17 protein-coding genes are annotated in these 19,463 nt (G+C 69.1%); 7 read left to right on the plus strand and 10 right to left on the minus strand.

All coding sequences use genetic code 11. The annotated features are described in order from the left end of the window. Positions 1-55: 55 nt before the first annotated feature. Positions 56-1,369, minus strand: coding sequence for an aminotransferase class I/II-fold pyridoxal phosphate-dependent enzyme (locus GR168_RS06880; protein WP_159370377.1), 1,314 nt, complete (start codon positions 1,367-1,369; stop codon positions 56-58). Between the two features lie 91 nt (positions 1,370-1,460). Between GR168_RS06880 and GR168_RS06885 the strand changes: the two genes are divergently transcribed. Further along, on the plus strand, positions 1,461-1,877 hold the full coding sequence (locus GR168_RS06885; RefSeq protein ID WP_159370378.1) for a DUF5313 domain-containing protein: 417 nt from the start codon (positions 1,461-1,463) through the stop codon (positions 1,875-1,877). 24 nt (positions 1,878-1,901) lie between these two features. Here the strand turns inward: GR168_RS06885 and GR168_RS06890 are convergent, their stop codons facing one another. Continuing rightward, entirely contained in the window at positions 1,902-3,422 is a 1,521-nt protein-coding gene (locus tag GR168_RS06890; protein WP_238995039.1) for a glycosyltransferase family 39 protein, read from the minus strand. 38 nt (positions 3,423-3,460) lie between these two features. Here GR168_RS06890 and rsmI point away from each other — a divergent pair, with 38 nt between their 5' ends. Then, a complete protein-coding gene (gene rsmI / locus GR168_RS06895) occupies positions 3,461-4,405 on the plus strand; it encodes a 16S rRNA (cytidine(1402)-2'-O)-methyltransferase (RefSeq protein ID WP_159370379.1) in 945 nt (314 codons plus the stop codon). On the opposite strand, the gene GR168_RS06900 is transcribed toward rsmI, so the two are convergent. The 7 genes from GR168_RS06900 to GR168_RS06930 form a co-directional block, all read right to left on the minus strand. Then, positions 4,329-5,576, minus strand: coding sequence for a helix-turn-helix domain-containing protein (locus GR168_RS06900; RefSeq protein WP_159370380.1), 1,248 nt, complete (start codon positions 5,574-5,576; stop codon positions 4,329-4,331). The two genes, rsmI and GR168_RS06900, sit on opposite strands and share 77 nt — an antisense overlap. Before the next feature lie 29 nt (positions 5,577-5,605). Then, entirely contained in the window at positions 5,606-6,829 is a 1,224-nt protein-coding gene (locus tag GR168_RS06905; RefSeq protein ID WP_159370381.1) for an aminodeoxychorismate synthase component I, read from the minus strand. 15 nt (positions 6,830-6,844) lie between these two features. Continuing rightward, positions 6,845-8,419 (minus strand): methionine--tRNA ligase, encoded by a 1,575-nt coding sequence (gene metG / locus GR168_RS06910; RefSeq protein WP_159370382.1) that lies wholly within the window; start codon positions 8,417-8,419, stop codon positions 6,845-6,847. 156 nt (positions 8,420-8,575) lie between these two features. Continuing rightward, positions 8,576-9,565 (minus strand): HEAT repeat domain-containing protein, encoded by a 990-nt coding sequence (locus GR168_RS06915; protein WP_159370383.1) that lies wholly within the window; start codon positions 9,563-9,565, stop codon positions 8,576-8,578. A gap of 2 nt (positions 9,566-9,567) precedes the next feature. Beyond that, the gene (locus GR168_RS06920) at positions 9,568-10,263 is read right to left on the minus strand and encodes a HEAT repeat domain-containing protein (RefSeq protein WP_159370384.1); all 696 of its coding nucleotides are present in this window, start codon (positions 10,261-10,263) and stop codon (positions 9,568-9,570) included. Between the two features lie 227 nt (positions 10,264-10,490). Further along, on the minus strand, positions 10,491-12,848 hold the full coding sequence (locus GR168_RS06925; protein WP_058251451.1) for a glycosyl hydrolase family 65 protein: 2,358 nt from the start codon (positions 12,846-12,848) through the stop codon (positions 10,491-10,493). Further along, positions 12,845-13,567, minus strand: coding sequence for a beta-phosphoglucomutase family hydrolase (locus tag GR168_RS06930; protein WP_058251450.1), 723 nt, complete (start codon positions 13,565-13,567; stop codon positions 12,845-12,847). The genes GR168_RS06925 and GR168_RS06930 overlap by 4 nt, the downstream gene beginning before the upstream one ends. 181 nt (positions 13,568-13,748) lie before the next feature. On the opposite strand from GR168_RS06930, the gene GR168_RS06935 reads away from it, so the two are divergent. The 5 genes from GR168_RS06935 to GR168_RS06955 all read left to right on the plus strand — a co-directional run bounded on the left by GR168_RS06935 (position 13,749) and on the right by GR168_RS06955 (position 18,442). Next, positions 13,749-14,582, plus strand: a complete 834-nt coding sequence (locus tag GR168_RS06935; RefSeq protein WP_159370385.1) for a PhzF family phenazine biosynthesis protein — start codon at positions 13,749-13,751, stop codon at positions 14,580-14,582. A 53-nt stretch (positions 14,583-14,635) separates the two neighbouring features. Then, a complete protein-coding gene (locus tag GR168_RS06940; protein ID WP_159370386.1) occupies positions 14,636-15,553 on the plus strand; it encodes a TatD family hydrolase in 918 nt (305 codons plus the stop codon). Positions 15,554-15,674: 121 nt separating this feature from the next. Next, positions 15,675-16,841: a resuscitation-promoting factor gene (locus GR168_RS06945; RefSeq protein WP_203235936.1), complete on the plus strand. Its 1,167-nt coding sequence runs from the start codon at positions 15,675-15,677 to the stop codon at positions 16,839-16,841. Then, positions 16,805-17,731, plus strand: coding sequence for a 16S rRNA (adenine(1518)-N(6)/adenine(1519)-N(6))-dimethyltransferase RsmA (rsmA, locus tag GR168_RS06950; RefSeq protein ID WP_065630888.1), 927 nt, complete (start codon positions 16,805-16,807; stop codon positions 17,729-17,731). The genes GR168_RS06945 and rsmA overlap by 37 nt, the downstream gene beginning before the upstream one ends. 129 nt (positions 17,732-17,860) lie before the next feature. After that, a complete protein-coding gene (locus GR168_RS06955) occupies positions 17,861-18,442 on the plus strand; it encodes a GNAT family N-acetyltransferase (RefSeq protein ID WP_159370387.1) in 582 nt (193 codons plus the stop codon). Here GR168_RS06955 and GR168_RS06960 read toward each other — a convergent pair. Then, entirely contained in the window at positions 18,410-19,402 is a 993-nt protein-coding gene (locus GR168_RS06960; protein ID WP_159370388.1) for an LLM class F420-dependent oxidoreductase, read from the minus strand. The genes GR168_RS06955 and GR168_RS06960 overlap by 33 nt on opposite strands. Positions 19,403-19,463 lie beyond the last annotated feature (61 nt).

Below are 19,463 nucleotides of genomic sequence, written 5' to 3' on the forward strand. Positions count from 1 at the left end.
CACCGGGGTCGGCAACCGATCCCGGTGGGTGAGTCGTCGTCGGGTCGGTGGGTCCTCAGCCCTGTCCGACCGCCCCGGCGAGCGCTGTGCCGAAGGTCTTCGCGGTCGCCCGGTCGAGCCGGGAGGTGGTGACGCGCAGACCATTTCGCTGCTCGGCCCCGTCGACGGCAAATACCGTCCCGGGTTGCACGGCCCACCCCAGGCGCGCCAGTTCGACGCCGACCCGCTCCGCGGGCACCTCGGGCGGGAGGTCGACCCACACGTTGATCCCGTCGGGCGGTCCCATGGTCGACGCCACCCCCCGGGCATCGAGCACGTCGATGAGAAGTCGTGTGCGACGGGCGTATTCGAGGCGTGCGGTGGCGATGAGCGCGGTCGTCGCCGGATCGGTGAGCAGGTGCGCCGCGGTGGTCTGCAGCAGGTGGCTGACCCAGGGGCGGCCGGAACGCAGCCGGGCGTCGAGCGCGGCGGCCGTGGTCGGGTCGGCATCGACGAGCGCGACCCGCAGATCCGGACCCAGGAATTTCGCGACGGACCGGACGACCGCCCAGTGTCGGCTGTTGTCCGGGATCACCCGCTGATAGTCGCGAACCGACAGGAGTGAGAAGTGGTCGTCCTCGATGACGAGCACCTCCGGGTATCGCTCGAGAACCGTCCGTAGTTCATCGGCACGAGCCGCGGAGAGGGCGATCCCGCCGGGGTTGTGACCACGGCAGGTGACGATGACCGCTCGGGCGCCCGCACCGAGCGCCCGCGCCAGATGATCGGGGCGCATGCCGTGCTCGTCGAGCTCCATGGGGAGCGCGCGGTACCCGTTGACGCGGATCGTGCCGACGCTGGCGAGGAAGCACGGATTCTCCACTGCGACGCAGTCGCCGCGGACGAGGTGGGTGTTCAGCAGCCGCTCCATCGCGTCGACGGCTCCGTGGGTCGCGATGAGTTCCCCCCGTTGCGGGTGCTCCCCGAACAGCACCGACGCCGCCTCCCGCAGTGCCGGCGCCACCGCGGCGCTTCCGTACATCGTCGGTCGGTAGGGGGCCGCGGCGATCGCGGCGCGCAGGTCGGGCAGGAGATCGGGATCGGGATTGCCATCGGCGAGGTCGATGGTGTCCGCGGGAGCGGCGAGTTCACTGCCGGGGCGGAGCCGGTCCGCGACCACCGTTCCGCCCCGACCGCGGGTGTCCGCGGCGCCCACCGAGACGAGCTGCCGGTACGCAGCGGCCACGGTGTTGCGGTTGACTCCCAACTCGGCTGCGAGTTCACGGATCGGCGGCAATGAGTCGCCCGGTCGCAGACGACCGGAGACGATGGCGTCTCGCACGCTCTGGACGATGGCCTGCACCGTCTGCCCGGTGATCACGACGCTCACCACGACCTCCCTGCTGATCAAGATCACGTTCTTTTGTCCTAGGACAAATGCTACGGTGGTCGCACGGCACCGAGATCAGGAGTTGTGCGCCATGAACCGAAGTCCCGAATCCGCCCGTCCGGCCTGGGGGCGCCAGGTCGCCTACTGGTACGGCGGCCGACTGCCGGCCTCGATGACGGACTGGGTCGGCAACGACCTCGCCGGCCCCGGTGCGTCCGTGCGGATGGTCGCCCGGTGGTCGATACCGTGCATCCTGCTCCTGCTGCCGATGCTGTTCGTCCCCGCCCCGTGGGGAGTGCGGATCACCATGACGATGCCGATCCTGCTGTCGTACCTGTTCTTCTCCATCGCACTGAACCGGGTCTACCGTCGCTACCGACTGGTCCAGCACGGACTGGACCCCGAGCTCGTCAACGCCGTCGATCGTGTGAAGAACGCCGACCTGTACGCCGAGTACCACCGGAAATACCGCGGCGAGAACGGCCGGCCGGTGTCCGTCTCCCGGTAGGGGACCAGGCCGCGTCACGGTTGCTCAGCCCCAGCTCGGAAGCCAGATCTGCTGCCGCCACAGGCCGGGCGAGATCGGGGAAGCGGTGAGGATCGGCCACAACCACACGAAGTTGGTGACGACCAGACCCACGTAGATCGCCACCACCATGATCGCGAGGGCCCGACGCTCGGGCCGGGCGCGGGCAGTCGCCGCGGCCGAACGCAGCAGGTCGCCGCAGCACAGCGCGAGGCCCATCACCAGGAACGGCGCCAGCACGGTCGCATAGAAGAAGTACATCTGCCGGTCCAGGGCGAGGAACCACGGCAGGATCCCGGCGAGGTAGCCGACCAGGACCGGCGCGTACCGCCAGTCACGCCGCACGATCCACGACCACAGTCCCCACAGCAGCATCGGCAAGGCCAGCCACCAGAGAGCCGGTGACCCGATCAGCATCTGCGCGCGCACGCACTCGCCCGCCCCGCACTGGTCGGGACCGTTCTCGAGCGCGTAGAGCATGGGGCGCAGGCTCATCGGCCACGTCCACGGCTTGGACTCCCACGGATGCTGGTTGCCCGCCGAATTGGTCAGCCCCGAATGGAATTCGAGGATTCCCGACTCGTAGTACCACAGCGATCGCCAGGCGCCCGGGACCCAGGCGAACGGTCCGTCGGTACCGATCGTGTTGCCCACCTGATAGCGGTAGACGGCCGTCTCGCTGTTGAACCAGGGCAGGTAGGTCAGGAAGTAGATGACGACCGGCATCACCGCGAGGCTCGCGCCGCTCGGTACGACGTCGCGCACCAGGGTGCCCACCCAGGGGCGCTGCACGTGGTACGCCCGGCGGGCGGCGACGTCGAAGCCGATCGCCAGTGCGGTGAAGAAGATGACGTAGTAGATGCCCGACCACTTGGTGCCGCAGTTGAGCCCCAGCATCACGCCGGCGACGAACCGGTACCACCGGAAGCCGAGGCGCGGCCCGAAGGGACTGTCGGCGATCCGGCCCTCGCGGTACACGCGGTCCATACGCTCCCGCACCTGGTCGCGGTCGGCGACGAGCGCGGCGAAGGTGGCCACGATGAACAGCGTCTGGAAGATGTCGAGCATGCCCATCCGGGACTGCACGAACAGCACGCCGTCGCAGATCGCGAACACACCCGCGATCGCTCCGACGAGCGTCGAACGCGTGAGCCGCCGAACCGCACAGTAGATCAACACGACGATGAGGACGCCCGAGATGGCCGGTGCGACGCGCCATCCGAGCGGGCCGTAACCGAAGACCGCTTCCGAGGCGGCCAGCATCCACTTTCCCACCGGTGGGTGCACGACGAGGCCGTACGCGGGGTTGTCTTCGATCCAGTTGCCGCCGGTCAGCACCTGCCAGCCCTGCGGGACGTAGTGCTTCTCGTCGAAGACCGGCGTGCCCTTGTCGGTGGGGTGGGTCAGGGCCCAGAAGCGGGTGATGGTGGCCAGCAATGCGATGACCACGCCGACGAGGAGTCCACGCCCGCGGTCGGGGGCACCGAAGAGCGGTGCGGGCACGTCCGGGCCCAGGCGAGGTGGCACCCGATCGATCCTAGTGGTCCCTCGTAAGCTGGCTGTCGATGAACGCCGCCCAGTCCGACTCGCCCCAGCTCGACGACGATACGACCGTGTCTCGTGACGCCACCGGGGACGCCGATCCCGGTCCCGGTCACTCGTCGGACGCGCGCGGCCGGCTGGTGTTGGCGGCCACCCCGATGGGACAGGTCGACGACGCCTCGCCGCGTCTGCGTGCGGCGCTGCGGACCGCGGACATCGTCGCCGCCGAGGACACCCGTCGCGCCCGTGCGCTGGCCGCGGCGCTCGATGTCGAGATCGGCGGACGGTTGGTCAGCTATTACGACCAGGTCGAGGCCGCTCGGACGCCGGGTCTCGTCAGCGCGATCGCCGAGGGGCAGACCGTACTGCTCATCACCGACGCCGGGATGCCGTCGGTCAGCGATCCCGGATACCGCGTCGTCGTGGCATGCGCGGACGCCGGACTACCGGTCACGGCACTGCCCGGGCCGTCGGCGGTGACGACGGCCCTCGCGGTGTCGGCCTTGCCCTCCGAGCGGTTCTGTTTCGAGGGGTTCGCTCCCCGCAAGCCCGGCGCACGGGCCGCGTGGCTGCGTGAACTGGTGTCTCAGCCCCGGACCGCGGTCTTCTTCGAATCACCGCACCGGCTCGCCGACACGCTGGCGGCCGCGGTCGAGATCCTCGGTCCGGACCGTCGCGCGGCGGTGTGTCGTGAGATGACCAAGACCTACGAGGAGGTCCGGCGCGGCGGACTCGCCGAACTCGCGGAATGGGCGAGTGGGGGCGTCCGCGGCGAGATCACCGTCGTGATCGCGGGTGCGGTCGCGGCCGAACCCGACATCGACGACCTCGCCGATCGAGCCGAGGAATTCGTGGCCGGCGGCATGCGCCTCAAAGACGCCTGCGCCGCGGTCACGCAGGGTTCCGCTGCCTCTCGACGCGACGTCTACCAGCAGGTGCTCGAAAGACGTCGAGTTGATCCGGGCTGACGCGCAACTCCACCCGCGGCGCGAGGCGGTAGGGGCGGCTCGAGACGAGCGCGCCGACCACCCGGCGCAGCCGCGACAGTTCGGCGCGCACGCTCACCGTGTGGCCGTCGTCGCCGAAGAGCAGCTGGCTCAAGCGCTGTGAGGTGAGGCCCTGCTCGCCGGCGTCGGCGAGCAACAGCAGGATCTGGGCGTGGCGACGGGTCAGGACGGTGCGCCACGGTTCACCGTCGCCGGTCACCGTGACCGTCGGCTCACCGTCGAGGGAGAGCTCGGCCAGGACCGGGCCGGACGGACCCGCCGGACGGACCAGCCATCCGCGGCCGAGACGTTCGACCACACAGATCCCCAGTCCCGGCACGAACTGACGCATGTCGTCCGTCGGCACCGCGACGCGCACGGGCGGGGTGCAGCCGCGTCCTTCGGCCACCCACCCGTCGTCGTCGATGAGCAGTCCCGGTCCGTGCAGGCCGGCCAACTGCGCCTGGCCGGAGAACCGGAGTTCGGCGAGCTCTCGCTGGTGGGCGAGGGTGATCTCGTGTTCGCCGAGTGCGGCTAGCGCCGAGGTGAACGCCGATGCCGCCGGCTGCATCTCCATGGCCGGGCCCGCCAGGCCGGCGATGGCGATCATGTCGCCGGTGCGGTGGTCGTGCACCGGCACCGCGGTGCAGAAGAGTCCGTGCAGCGAACTGTAGTAGTGCTCGGCGCCGAACAGCCGGGTCGGGCGCTGGAGATGAACCGCGAGGCCCACGGCCGTGGTCGCGGTGGAGTTCTCGTCCCAGCGGCTGCCCTCGACGAGGTCGAGTCGATCGGCCTCCGGGAGAACGGACGCGGAACCTCCCCGCCACAGCAGCACGCCGTCCGCGTCGAACACGCCCAGGGTCATCGACGCGTCGTCCGCGGACTGGGCGAACAGACGCTGCAGCGGCTGCACCGCGTCCCGGAGCGGGTGCGTGGCCCGGCGCGTCTCGAGTTCGTCGTCAGAGATGTGACCCGGATTGTGCGTGTCGACGGTGGACCGGTGTCGACCCGACCGGACACGACCCCATGATTCGACGACATCCCCCGGGACCTCGGCACGCGGGGTGCCGCCGGACATGAAGGCATCGTGGTCACGGCGCAGATCGCGATCGAGCACCGCGAGATCGGTGGACGACCGGATGGGCACAGTCATGGCGGAATCGTACCCAAAGCGGCACTCGATCATGCCGATCCGCGCGACCCCACGATGCTCGCGGCCTTGTCGAGGCACTCCTGCCATTCCCGAGCCGGGTCGGAGTCGATGGTGATCCCACCGCCGACACCGAGCGCGAGGGCCCCGTCGGGTGCGATCTCCACGGTCCGGATGGCGACGTTGAGGTCGAGGGCGCGGTCGGGTCCGGCCATGCCGATGGCCCCGCAGTACACGCCGCGGGCATCGGCCTCCCAGTCGTCGAGCAACTCCATCGCCCGCAGCTTCGGGGTGCCGGTGACCGACGCCGGCGGGAACGTCGCCGCGAGAACGGCGTCGTTGCCCGTGCCCGGTGCCACGATGGCCTCCACCCGCGAGACGAGGTGCCAGACGCCCGGGGCGGGCACGACCGACAGGAGCTCGGGTACCCGCACGCTGCCGGTCACCGCGATCCGTCCCAGATCATTGCGGACCAGGTCGACGATCATGATGTTCTCGGCGATGTCCTTGGCCGACGCTGCCAACGCGTCGGGGTCGGCGTGTGCGGGCAGGGTGCCCTTGATCGGCGACGACGTGATGATGTTGCCGGTCCGGCGCAGGAACGTCTCCGGCGACAGGCTCGCCACTGTTCCCCAGTCTCCTTGTAGGAAAGCGGCTTTCGCCGGTGCGGTGGCGCCCGCGAGTTCGGTGAAGAAGTCGACGGGGTCGCCGCTGAGCGTGCCGGTGAAACGGGTGCACACACAGGCCTGGTAGACCTCGCCGTCCCGGATCGCGTCGAGACACCTCTCGATGGCGGCGAGGTGCGGAACCCGCTCCGGGGCATGCCATTCCGTCGCCGACGATGGGGTGGTGGCGCTCGGCCGGGCCGAGGAACGGTCGCCGGCGGCACGGACGGTCGCCATCGCCCAGTCTGGGATGCCGGTCCCGACGCACTCCCATCGGCCGTCGCGGAGCACGAGCACGCCGTCGGTGTGCCCGCCGACGTTCGCCGGCAACGACGCCTCGTCCGGCCGCACCGGGAACCCGAGGTAGCCGAACCAGAACCGGTCGGGATCGTCGGGTGGGAGGCAGCCGGGCGTCAGTGCGACCGACGGTGCGATGACCGCGTCGGCGTCGTACCAGTCACCGATCAGCGCGGCCGGCGGCGGCAGGCGACGGGCGGCGGTCTCGGCGTGCAGGGCGCGGAGCACGTCGAGCGCAGGCGCTGCCGCGACCGGGCCGGGCAACGCAGATCCCACCCCGTTCGACGCGACCATACGGAGTGTGCGAGGTCAGTTCTCGTATCGCGGGAACACCGGAGTCGGCTTCGGCAGCACGGTTCCGGGTTCCAGCCGGCTCGCGACCGCGGTGAACTGACGATCGACGTCGGCGACGAGCAGATCGAGGATCTTGTTGGACGACTCCGGCATGACCGGCTGGCTCAGGAGTGCGACGATGCGCACGACCTCGGCGCAGACATAGAGAACCGTGCCGGTGCGCTCGAGATCGGTCTTGGCCAGCTTCCACGGCTCCTGTGCCGAGATGTACCGGTTGGTCTCGGCCAGCGTCGCCCACAAGGTCTCCAGCGCCAGGTGGATGGCCTGGTTGTCGATGTGGGCTCGCACGGCGTCGAGCAGGGAGTCGGCACGCGCGAGAAGCGCGGTGTCGACGTCGGTGAGTTCGCCCGGTGCCGGCAGGGTGCCGTCGAAGTACTTGCCGATCATCGACAAGGTGCGCTGGGTCAGGTTGCCGAACTCGTTGGCGAGGTCGGCGTTGATGCGCGACACGATCGCCTCGGCGGAGTACGAACCGTCCTGCCCGTAGGACACCTCGCGGAGGAAGAAGAACCGCACCGGGTCGAGCCCGAACTCGTCGATGAGGTTCTCCGGGTCGACGACGTTGCCGACCGATTTGCTCATCTTCTCGCCCTTGTTGAACAGGAATCCGTGTGCGAACACCCGCTTCGGCAGTTCGACGCCGGCGCTCATCAGGAACGCGGGCCAGTAGACGCAGTGGAACCGGATGATGTCCTTGCCGATGATGTGCAGGTCGGCCGGCCAGAAGCGCGCGAAGGCCTCCGGGTCGTCGACGAATCCGACGCCCGTGAGGTAGTTGGTCAGGGCGTCGACCCACACGTACATGACGTGTTCGGGATGGCCGGGCACCGGGACGCCCCAGTCGAAGGTCGTGCGCGACACCGACAGATCGGTGAGACCGCCCTTGACGAAACTGATGACCTCGTTGCGCCGGACGTCGGGGCCGACGAACTCCGGCTGGGACTCGTAGAGCTCCAGCAGTTTGTCCTGGTATGCCGAGAGCCGGAAGAAGTAGGTCTCCTCCTCGGTCCAGGTGAGCACGTGTCCGGTGTCGGTCGCGACGCGGTCGCCGGACTCGTCGACCCGGGTGTCCGCCTCGGCGTAGAAGGTCTCGTCCCGGACGTCGTACCAGCCCGAGTACTTGTCCAGGTAGATGTCGCCGCGGTCGCTCATCCGCTTCCACAGTTCCTCCGAGGCCCGCTTGTGGTCCTCGTCGGAGGTGCGGATGAAGCGCTCGAAGCTGGACCCGAGGCGTTCCTGCAGGGCCTGGAACCGGTCGGAGTTCCGCTTGGCCAGTTCCGCGGTGGGGATGCCCTCCGCGGCGGCGGTCTGCTGCATCTTCTGCCCGTGGACGTCGGTGCCGGTCAGGAACCGGACGTCGAAACCGTCGAGCCGCTTGAACCGTGCGAGCGCGTCGGCGGAGATGTACTCGTAGGCGTGCCCGATGTGCGGAGCGCCGTTGGGGTAGGCGATCGCGGTGGTGATGTAGTACGGGCGTCCGCCGCCGTGGGACGCGCCGGACGGATCAGGGCTGGTCAGATCGGGTGCCATAGTGCCCAACAGACTACCGACCGCGCGCGACCGGACCCAATTCCGGTCCGGCCGATTCGGTCGGTTCACACCCACCCCTTTTCGGTGAACCCACGGCCCGGTGTGGACGTGGGTTCACCGAAATGGGGTGGGTTTGCGGCTCATGGAACCTGGCGCTCAGTCCACCGGCCGCTGGTCCAGAATCACGACCGCTGTCCTGGCGACCATGTCGTCGGCATCATGGATGTACACCTGTAGCGCCGAAGTCGATGCGGTACCGGGGATTTCGGCGAGTGCCTGCACCAGCCTCGATCGGACGGCCGCGTCCGGGTCGGCGCCCAGGCGGTCGACGAGAAGGTCGACGATCCGCTCTCGATGTGCCTCGTGGCCGGCGAGGATCTCGGCGGCCTCGACGTCCCGGTCGCCGGCTGCGATGAGCTCGACCAGTGCATCGACCGCAGCGGCGACGCCGCGACGCCCGAGGGTCAGGGCGGCGATGCGTCGGACCACGGTGTCGGGGTCGTCGAGCAGGCCGCGCAACACCGAGGCGACCTCCGGGGTCTCGTCGACGGCGGCGAGGGCGGTGACCGCTCGGCGTCGGATCGACGGGTCGGGGTCCGACGCGCCGGTGGCGAGACGCTCGACGCCGCCCGGCCGCTGCGCGAGGGCCCAGCGCAGCGCGCCGGCGACGTTGGGATCGGTCTCGGCCAGCAGCGCCTCGGCCAGCGAATCCCCGGACACGCCCACCTCCCCGGCGAGCAGTGCGGCCTGCTGACGAAGGGCCGCATGCTCGGACTGGACCGCACGGAGGAGGCCGATCACACCCAGCACCGACGACCAGTCCGAGGGGCCCGTCGCCCGGACAACTTGCAGGCGCTCGAGGAGTTGCGCGTCGGCGGCCATCCTCGCCTTCGTGTCGTCGACGAGCCGGTCCATGAGCGAGTCCGGCGCGAACTCCGGGTCGTCGAGCGCGAGTCCCACCTCCCGCAGCGACAGTCCGAGCGAGCGGAGACTCTCGACGTGCATCAGCCGTTCGAGGTCGGCGTCGGAGTATTCGCGATAACCGCCCGACGTCCGGCCCGTGGGCCGGACGAGGCCGAGCGAGTCATAGTGGCGCAGCATCCGGTTGCTCAGACCGGTATGCCGCGCCACCTCGCCGATCAGCACCGCTACGTACCGTCCTCTGGCCCGATCGCCGACGAATCCTCAGCCGCGGCATCGCTGTTCACCAACCGTGTCGCGTACTCCAACGCAGCGGCGAAGTCGCTGTCCGGGTCGTCGATCAACCGCTCGGTGGCGGCCACGTGTGCCTGTACCGTCAGATCACCGCGCTTCTTCGCGGCGGTCAATGGTCCGGCGGCGAAGCCTCCGAGCCCGGCCAGGGCACGGCTGAGACTCCGCTGCACGTCCGTGCTCCCACGACCGAGTTCGCCGGCCAGTTCGTTCGCGAGCCAGGTCTCCCGCCCGGACGGGACCAGGCCGACGGCGGTCCGCCACGCGGCGCGCGCCACCTCGTCGTCCGTGTCGTGCAGGAGCGCGAGGGTGATCGACGTCCACGCCGATCGATCCCCGATCTTCGACAGGGTGTGCAGGGCCTGGGCCCGCGCCTGTGGGGACGCCGACCCCAGCTCGGTCACGAGTCCGGGAACCGTGAGATCGGCGGGCAACCGCGTGAGGGCCCAGGTCAGCATGTCCCGCACGAAGAAATCCGGCTCGACGCCGCAGCGTCGGATCAGCTCCTCGGCGTAGCCGGGATGCGGGTTGCTGCCCGCCGCCATCGCGGCCCGCAGCCTCGTCGAGGCGTCGTCGGCGGCGAGCGCCGCCAGCAGGGCAGGGTCGGGCGCGTGGGTTGTCTGGTCGGTCATCGTCGACCACCTCCTTCGCCACCCATCTGAGCGCTTGACACAGTGAGAAGGTCAAGCGCTGAGATGTGGTGGTGTGTCTCGGAAATAAGCGACTGGTCTCCGGCGCTCGATCGGCGCCTGGCGGCGTTGTCGTCGGTCGAGATAGCTCCGCTATCCCTCCCTCCTCCGCCTTGCCAGACCACCGATCGCTCCACCGGATACCGGCCACCTATTTCCGAGACACACCACTAGATCTCCCGGCGATACGGTTCGCACCCCGGCGGGGCCTTCGGCGGTTCGCGGTATTCCAGTTCCGGAATGTGCATGGTCATCGGCGCGGATTCGAGCGTGAACTTCTCGCCGTGGTGCGCCAGGTCGATCGGCGGACCCGACAACAACCGGTACGTCGCATTGTCCTTGTCGACGGCCACCACGATCTTCGAGTCCCGGATGATCATGCGGAAGGACATGTAGGTCAACCGCTTCGGCAGCCGCGGTGCGAACGTGATGTTCCCGCCGAAGTCGCGCATACCGCCGAAACCCGCCACGCAGTCGGTCCAGGCACCGGCGAGAGCCGCGATGTGCAGGCCACTGCTGACGTTGTTGTGCAGGTCGTGCAGGTCGGTGAACACGGACTCGGCGAGCAGGTCGTAGGCGAGATCGGGGTAACCGACCTCGGCGGCGGTGACCGCCTCGCAGCAGGCCGACAGCGACGAGTCACGAACGGTCAGCGGGTAGTAGTAGTCGAAGTTGCGCAGCTTCTGCTCGGGCGTGAAGGCGTCGCCGAACAGGTAGGTCGCGAAGACCAGGTCGGCCTGCTTGACCACCTGCTTGCGGTAGAGGTCGTAGTACGGGTAGTTCAACAGCAGCGGATAGCGTCCCACCGAGGACTCGAAGTCCCAGGCGCCCAACAACGTGAACGACTCACACTGCTGGTGCACGCCGAGCGCGTCGTCGAAGGGGATCGTCATGTCGTCGGCGCACGCTTCCCAGTGCGCTGCCTCGGCGGTCGTGACCCCGAATTGCTCGGCGAGATCCGGACGGCGATGCACCGCCGCCACGGCGTCGCGCAGATTCTGTTGCGCCGCCAGGTTGGTGAAGGTGTTGTTGTTCACGACGGCGGTGTACTCGTCGGGACCGGTGACCCCGTCGATGCGGAACTTGCCGTTCACATCGTGGTGCCCGAGACCGGCGAACAGCCGGGCGGTCTCGACGAGAAGTTCGACGCCGCATTCGGTTTCGAACTGTTCGTCGTTGGTGGCCCGCAGGTAGCGCGCGGTGGCGTTGGCGATGTCGGCGGAGACGTGGACGCCCGCGGTGCCCGCGGGCCAGTACCCCGAACACTCGTCGCCGTTGATCGAGCGCCACGGGAACATGGCCCCGCGTTGCCCCAGTTCGGCGGCCCGGGACTTCGCTTTGTCCATGGTGGAGTGGCGCCATCGCAATTCCTCGCCGGCGGCGGCGGGCACGGTGTAGGTGAGCATCGGGAGGATGAAACTCTCGGTGTCCCAGAAGGTGTGACCGTCGTAGCCGGGGCCGGTGAGACCCTTGGCCGGGATCGCGCGGGACTGACCGCGCGCGCCGGCCTGCAGGACATGGAACAACGCGAAGCGAACCGCCTGCTGCAGTTCGGGATCGCCGTCGAGTTCGACGTCGGCGTCGCGCCAGAAGTCCTCGAGGTACCGGACCTGGTCGGCCTTGAGCGAATCCCAACCGGTCTCCATCGCCATCGCGAGGGCCGCGTCGACCTGGGCGCGCAGCGCCGGCACCGAGCGTCGGGCCGACCAGCCGTACCCCATGTACTTGGTGAGGGTGAGACTCTTGCCCTTCGGCACGTTGGCCGCGATGGTGAGCCGGGCCAGGTCGCCGTCGGCGCGGATGAAGGTGTCGGCCTTGTCGGGGAAATAGATCTCGTGGTCCATGCCGGCCGCCATGTGCAGGCCGGACTTCTTGGTGTGGTGGACCAGCATGCCCCAGTAGTTGCGGCAGGTGGCGAGGTCGGAGACCAGCGGGGCGTCGAGCGCCGCCGCCAGACGCGGGTCGTTGCCCGGTGCCGGAACCGGCTCGTTGGCCAGGAGATCGGACTGCAGAACGAGTTTCATGTCCTCGTCGACCGGCTCGACCTCGTACCGGATCGCGGCGATCGTGCGTTTGGTGAAGGACACGAGGCGTTCGGACTTGATGCGGACCTTCCGGCCGGTGGGTGAGGTCCACACCGTGTGACGACGCAGGGTGCCGGTCCGGAAGTCCAGCGTCCGCTCGTGCTCCTCGGTACGCCCGTACCGAAGGTCCATCGGCTCGTCCTCGACCAGCAGCCGGATGATCTTGCCGTCGGTCACGTTGACGACGGTCTGTCCGGATTCGGGATATCCGTAGCCGCTCTCGGCATAGGGCAGGCCGCGCAGCTCGTAGAAGCCGTTGAGGTACGTGCCGGGATGATCGACCGGCTCACCCTCTTCGAAGGACCCGCGTAAACCGATGTGCCCGTTGGACAGTGCGAAGAGCGTCTCGGTTCGGCCCAGCATGTCCAGATCGACGCCGCCGCGCCACTTCAGCTGCCACGGATGGATCTCGAAGCCGAAGTCGTGGCCGTGCTCGGCGGTCATGCGGGGAGCAATTCGACGAGGTCGTTCACGACGATGTCGGCGCCGGCGGCACGCATCGCCTCGGCTTGGCCGCCACCGACCCGGTCGATGCCGACGACGTAGCCGAAGGCTCCCGCGCTGCCGGCCGCGATGCCGGAGATGGCGTCTTCGAAGACGACCGCCGCGGCGGGCTCGACGCCCATCAGTTCGGCGCCCAGGAGGAACGAGTCGGGTGCGGGTTTGCCCTTCAGCCCTTTCGACACGATGTCGAGTCCGTCCACCCGGACCTCGACGAATTTCGACAGGTCGGCCGCATCCAGCACTGCTGCTCCGTTCTTCGAGGAGGTCACCACGGCGATCCGGAGACCGGCGTCGCGCGCCGCCTCGAGATATCGCACGGACCCCGGATAGGCCTGCCCACCGTCCTCGGCCAGGCTGACCAGGAACATGTCGTTCTTCCCGTCTCCGATCGCGGTCACGGTCTGCGCGTCGACATCGTCGATTCCGCGAGAGGCGAGGAAGGCCCGGACGCCGTCCTCGCGGGGACGTCCGTCGACGTAGTCCAGATAGTCCTGATCGGTGAACTCGACGAAGTCGGCGTGGTCTGCGCCGCCCGCACGGGCGGCGAGAAAGGCGTCGAACGCCTTCTTCCACGCCTTGCGGTGCAGCACCGCGGTCTCGGTGAGAACCCCGTCGAGGTCGAACAGTGCGACGGTGATCGAATCTGGCAATCCCAACACGCTTCGCCACGCTACCCGTCCCGGGCGACTCCGGCGCGATTTGCGTGGCCACCCCGGGCGTTTTCTGCCGGCCGCGGGCGCGCGATCGCACGCGTCGTCCCGGACAGCGGTTCCGCCGGCGACGCCTGCGCGCCCGAAAAGGCTTTGGCCGGGCGACAACTGGAGGTGAGACGATGGTCCGATGACTCGACGATTCGCTCAGATCGATGTGTTCTCCGCTACCGGGACCGGTGGTAACCCGGTTGCCGTGGTGCTCGATGCCACCGACATCCCCGACGACCGGATGGCCGCGTTCGCGCGCTGGACGAACCTGTCGGAGACGACCTTCGTGCTGCCGCCGACCGACCCTGCCGCCGATTACCGTCTGCGCATCTTCACCCCGGACGGCGAGTTGCCGTTCGCCGGGCATCCCACCCTCGGCTCGGCACATGCCTGGCTGACGACGGGCGGCCGGCCTGCGGGGGAGGACATCGTGCAGGAGTGCGGCGTCGGCCTGGTGCGACTGCGGCGCACTGGTGCACGGCTGGCCTTCGCGGCGCCGCCGTTGCGGCGGTCCGGACCCGTCGACGCCGCCGTCGTCACCGAGGTCGCCGCGGCGCTACGGGTCGACACGGCCGAGGTCCGCGCGGCCGAGTGGGTCGACAACGGGCCGGAATGGATGGTGTTGCAACTCGAATCGGGCGAGCGGGTGCTCGAGGTGACCCCGGACATCCCTGCCCTCGGCGATCACAAGGTCGGGTTGTTCGGGCGGTACGGCTCGGGGGACGGAGAGGTCTTCGGCGAGGTGCGCGCGTTCGTGCCGGGCATCGGGGTCCCCGAGGACCCGGTGACGGGCAGTCTCAACGCCGGCATCGCCATGTGGTTGCGGGCCACCGGGCAGGCGCCGGCGTCCTACGTCGCCGCGCAAGGTGCGGCGCTCGGTCGGGCCGGCCGCATCCACGTCCACGACGACGGCGAGCACATCTGGGTCGGTGGCGACACGACGACGGTGATCGAGGGGACCGTGACGCTCTAGCGATGTCGGGACCGCAGGGGAAGGTTCCGACGCGCTGTGCCAAGGTGGGTGCCATGAGCGACGCCCCGGAGAACTCGGCGCTGGGTGATGCCGAGAGCGGTGGCGGCGAGACCCTGAGCAACAAGGCTGCCAAGAAGCGACGTCGACGCGAACCGCCACCGGACCCGGCGCCGCTGCCCGGCCTCGTCGACGCGCACACCCACCTCGCTGCATGCGGCGGACGCGACGCCGAGACGGTCCGCGCGATTTGCGACCACGCGCAGGGCGTCGGCGTCGGCCATGTGGTCACCGTCGCCGACGACATGGTCGATGCACGGTGGGCGGTCGCCGCCGCGGAGTGGGACGATCGCGTCTACGCGGCGGTGGCCCTGCACCCGATGCATGCCGGCGATCTGAACGACGAGACCGCCGCCGAGCTCGAGCGGATGGTGCGTCACCCGCGAGTCGTCGCGGTGGGCGAGACCGGGCTCGACTACTACTGGCCCGGGAGGTCCGACGACTGTGCGTCGCCCGAGGTGCAGCACGAGACGTTCCGCTGGCACATCGACCTCGCGAAGCGGGTCGGCAAGCCGCTGATGATCCACAACCGCGAGGCCGACCGGGATCTACTCGACGTCCTGGCCGCGGAGGGCGCCCCGGAATCCGTGATCATGCACTGCTTCTCCGGTGACCGAAATGTTGCACGCGAATGTGTCGAGCGTGGGTTCATGCTCAGTTTCGCCGGCACTGTGAGCTTCGCCAACGCCGATGAGCTCCGGGTCGCGGCCGAGTTGGTCCCCGACGACCAGATCCTCGTCGAGACCGACGCGCCGTTCCTGACCCCGCATCCCTACCGTGGCCAGCCCAATCAGTCCTATTGTCTGCCGTACACGGCCCGGGCCCTCGCGGCCGTGCGCGGCGTGGCGGACGAGGAGATGGCTCGCATCCTCGGGGCGAACGCACGGCGCGTCTACGGCATCCCTTTGCCATAATCTGGCCGGTTCGTTATCGTACTGTGATCCAGCTGGCCGACGTGCTGATCCACTCGGCCGGCGTGGTGCCAGTGTTGCCTATCAGGATGTCGTGCCCTTGTCTTCTCTGCCCAACCCAGAGCTGCAAAACCCCGAACTCTCGAACCCGGAGCCGTCCGCTCCGACATCGTCCAATTCGGTGTTCGCCAAGATCAACGGCTCGAAGTCGTTGCGTGTCCGCGTCGCCGTCGGCGCCGTGTGCGCCACCGTCGCGGCCGGCGGGGTTATGGGCGTCAGCATGCACAAGAACGTCGCGATCGACGTGGACGGCGACATCCGGCACGTGTCCACCATGGCGATGTCCGTCGAGAGTCTCCTCGAGTCGGAGGGGCTGGCGCCCGCCGACGGTGACAAGGTGAGCCCGGCACCCGACTCGGGCTTCGGCGACGGCCAGACCATCAAGGTCAACAAGCTCAAGGAACTCACCCTCGACATCGAGGGCAAGCGCGAGACCATCGTCACCAACGCCTCGACCGTGGACCAGTTGATGGCCGAACGCGGACTGACCCACGCCGCCGAGGAGACCGCCTTCGGCGAGGAACTGCCGGTCGACGGCGGTCAGATCGAGGTCGCGCTGCCCAAGCCGGTGAACCTCGTCGACGGACCGGCCCGCAAGCGCCCGACCGTCGCCGCGCATACCGTCAAGGATCTGCTCGAGTCGCTCGGCACCCCGCTGGGCGCCGAAGACAAGGTCACCCCGGCCGCCGACACCAAGATCACCCCGAACCTCAAGATCGTCGTCACCCGGATCAAGACCGAGGACGTCACGCTCACGGAACCGGTCGCCCCGCCGGAGGTCAAGAAAGAGGACCCGACCCTCGTCCGCGACCGCAAGGTCGTGGAGAAGAAGGGCACGCCCGGCGAGGCGCGTGTCACCTACAAGGTGACCACCGTGAACGGCCGGGTCGTCAAGCGCGACAAGCTGACCAGCGAGGTGCTCAGCGAGCCCGTCGCGGCCACCGTTCGCATCGGCACCAAGCCGGGTGCGCCGTTCGTGCCGCCGGGGTCGGTGTGGGATGCGCTCGCCGCGTGCGAGGCGACCGGCAACTGGGCGATCAACACCGGCAACGGCTTCTACGGCGGCGTCCAGTTCGACCAGAACACCTGGGAACGCTGGGGCGGACTCGAGTACGCGCCGCGCGCCGACCTCGCCACCCGCGAAGAACAGATCGCCATCGCGAAGAAGACCCAGGCGGTCCAGGGCTGGGGCGCATGGCCGTCCTGCTCGTCCAAGCTGGGCCTGCGCTGATCAGCGACTCGACAGCGGGTTCACCCGACAGCGCGCCCGACGAGGCTCCGCGTCTCCTCGGGCCGGCACAGATCAGGGAGCTCGCGGCGGAGGTCGGCGTCCGGCCGACCAAGACTCTCGGACAGAACTTCGTCCACGACGCGAACACCGTGCGAAGGATCGTCGCGGCATCGGGGGTCGGGCCTGACGACACCGTCCTCGAGGTCGGGCCCGGGCTGGGCTCGCTCACCCTCGCCCTCCTCGGGACGGCGGGCAGGGTCGTCGCCATCGAGATCGATCCGGTGCTCGCGGAACGTCTTCCGGCGACGATCGCGGAGTATGCCCCGAGTCGGCAGGGCAACTTCGAAGTCATCCTCGCCGACGCGCTACAGGTGACGCGCGACGACCTGCCGGTGGTCCCCACCGCTCTGGTCGCGAACCTGCCGTACAACGTGTCGGTGCCGGTCCTGTTGCACCTGCTCGGACTCTTCCCGGAGATCACCACCGCCCTCGTGATGGTGCAGGCCGAGGTCGCCGACCGCCTCGCCGCCGGCCCGGGCAGCCGCACCTACGGGGTGCCGAGCGTCAAGGCGCGCTACCACGGTCGCGTGAGCCGGGCCGGTGCGGTGGGGCGCAACGTCTTCTGGCCCGAACCCAAGGTGGAGTCGGGTCTCGTCCGCATCGAACGAACCGACGACCACTCGACCGATCCCGTTGTGCGGCAACAGGTGTTCGCCGCGATCGACGCTGCATTCGCCCAGCGACGCAAGACGATGCGCTCGGCGCTGGCCGGCTGGGCCGGTTCGGCGGCCGAGGCCGAACGCCGGCTCCGTGAGGCCGGTATCGATCCGGGTGTGCGGGGCGAGAAGCTCGACGTCGACGACTTCGTCCGCCTCGCTCGCACGACCTGATCTCGACGCCGGGTCGCTGATCGCGGGAGACCGCGGCTCGTCGTGGGGGCGGGCGCAAAACCACTCGCCGTCGGCGGGGAGAGGCTCGAACCGTGTTGTGCATCCACAGCATCGACGACGAGGTCCGACATGGCTCCACCACAGACTCTGACGACGCCGAGGCTGCGGCTGCGCGCACCCGCCGACCGTGAAATCGAACCGATCTTCCGCGCCTGCCAGGACCCGGACATCCAGCGCTTCACACTGGTCCCGGTCCGCGACATCGCCCCGGCCGCCGGGTCGTCGGTGTGGACGATCGAGATCCCCGGCGGTGAACTCGTCGGCACCATCGGACTGCGAACCGTCGAGAAAGGCGTTGCGTCACTGGGCTATTGGTGTGCGCCGTCGCATCGGGGCCATCGCTACCTCACCGAGGCGCTCGCCGCGGTCCTCGACCACGCCTTCGCCGACCCCGCCGACGGCGGAGCCGGGTTCGATCGCGTGATCTGGCGGGCGCTGGTCGACAACGTGGCCTCGGCGCGGCTGGCGGCGTCGGCCGGCTTCCGCTACACCGGCCGACGCCCCGAGGACGAGATCGATCAACTCCCGTCGGGTCGCCACGTCGGCGATGTGCACACCGCCGTGCTGCGAGCGGGCGAGGACCGCACCCAGCAGTCCTGGAACCTCGAGCAATCGGACTCAGTTCGACGCGACGCGCAGTTTCTCCAGTAGCTCGGGAGCGGCGTCGCGCAGGAACGCGTCCTGGGTGTCGCCCCCGATCTGCACCAGCGCGATGTCGGTGAACCCTGCCTCCCAGAACGGTTTCACCGCCTCGACGATCTGGTCGAGGTCCGGGCCGCAGGGGATGTTGCCCGCGACGTCGTCCGGCGTGACGAACTGCGTCGCTGCGGCGAAGCCCGCGGTGGTGCGCAGGTCGGCGTTGACATCCCACCCGCCGGCGAACCACCGGAACTGATCGTGGGCGCGCTCGATCGCCTTGTCGCGGTCGGGATCCCAGCTGATGGGGATCTGCCCGATCGCGCGGGACCGCTGCCCGTCGACGGTCGGGGTCGACGAATGTTCGTTCCAGGCCTTGATGAAGTCGGCGTCGGGTTCGACGGCGATCAGGTGGTCGGCGAGTGGCCCGAACGTCTCGATACCCGCATTGCCCGCCACCGCGACGCCGATCGGGACGGGCTGGTCGGGCAGATCCCAGATCCGGGCGGCGTCGACCTGGAAGAACTCGCCGCGGAAGTCGACAAGCTCACCGGTGTGCAGTTTGCGGATGATCTCGATCGCCTCGGCGAGCATGTCTTGGCGGTCGGCGACCGAGGGCCAGCCCTCGCCAACCACGTGCTCGTTCAGGTTCTCGCCCGAGCCGAGGCCGAGAGTGAAGCGACCGTCGGCGAGGATCTGCAGCGTCGCAGCCTTCTGCGCGATGATCGCCGGGTGGTAGCGGATCGTCGGGCACGTCACGTAGGTCATCAGGTCGACCCGCTCGGTCGCGTGGGCCACGGCTCCCAGGACCGTCCACGCGTACGGGGCGTGTCCCTGGGCCGAGAGCCACGGGAAGTAGTGGTCGCTCGACACCTCGAAGTCGAAGCCGGCGTCTTCGGCGCCGACGGCGTACCGCACCAGCTCTTTCGGGCCTGCCTGCTCGGTCATCAGGGTGTAGCCGAAACGTGTTGCCATGGAGGTCTCCTCTGCGAGATGGGTCGCCTCGGTGTAGCCATGAGTCATGGGTCCGAAACCC

The sequence above is a fragment of the Gordonia sp. JH63 genome (genome assembly GCF_009856645.1).
GTDB lineage: Bacteria > Actinomycetota > Actinomycetes > Mycobacteriales > Mycobacteriaceae > Gordonia > Gordonia hongkongensis.

Coding starts and splice junctions, on each gene's coding strand:
- GR168_RS06885 (WP_159370378.1), top strand. CDS start 1,461: ATGAACCGAAGTCCCGAATCCGCCCGTCCGGCCTGGGGGCGCCAGGTC.
- rsmI (WP_159370379.1), top strand. CDS start 3,461: ATGAACGCCGCCCAGTCCGACTCGCCCCAGCTCGACGACGATACGACC.
- GR168_RS06900 (WP_159370380.1), bottom strand. CDS start 5,576: ATGACTGTGCCCATCCGGTCGTCCACCGATCTCGCGGTGCTCGATCGC.
- GR168_RS06905 (WP_159370381.1), bottom strand. CDS start 6,829: ATGGTCGCGTCGAACGGGGTGGGATCTGCGTTGCCCGGCCCGGTCGCG.
- metG (WP_159370382.1), bottom strand. CDS start 8,419: ATGGCACCCGATCTGACCAGCCCTGATCCGTCCGGCGCGTCCCACGGC.
- GR168_RS06920 (WP_159370384.1), bottom strand. CDS start 10,263: ATGACCGACCAGACAACCCACGCGCCCGACCCTGCCCTGCTGGCGGCG.
- GR168_RS06925 (WP_058251451.1), bottom strand. CDS start 12,848: ATGACCGCCGAGCACGGCCACGACTTCGGCTTCGAGATCCATCCGTGG.
- GR168_RS06935 (WP_159370385.1), top strand. CDS start 13,749: ATGACTCGACGATTCGCTCAGATCGATGTGTTCTCCGCTACCGGGACC.
- GR168_RS06940 (WP_159370386.1), top strand. CDS start 14,636: ATGAGCGACGCCCCGGAGAACTCGGCGCTGGGTGATGCCGAGAGCGGT.
- rsmA (WP_065630888.1), top strand. CDS start 16,805: ATGGCCGTCCTGCTCGTCCAAGCTGGGCCTGCGCTGATCAGCGACTCG.
- GR168_RS06955 (WP_159370387.1), top strand. CDS start 17,861: ATGGCTCCACCACAGACTCTGACGACGCCGAGGCTGCGGCTGCGCGCA.
- GR168_RS06960 (WP_159370388.1), bottom strand. CDS start 19,402: ATGGCAACACGTTTCGGCTACACCCTGATGACCGAGCAGGCAGGCCCG.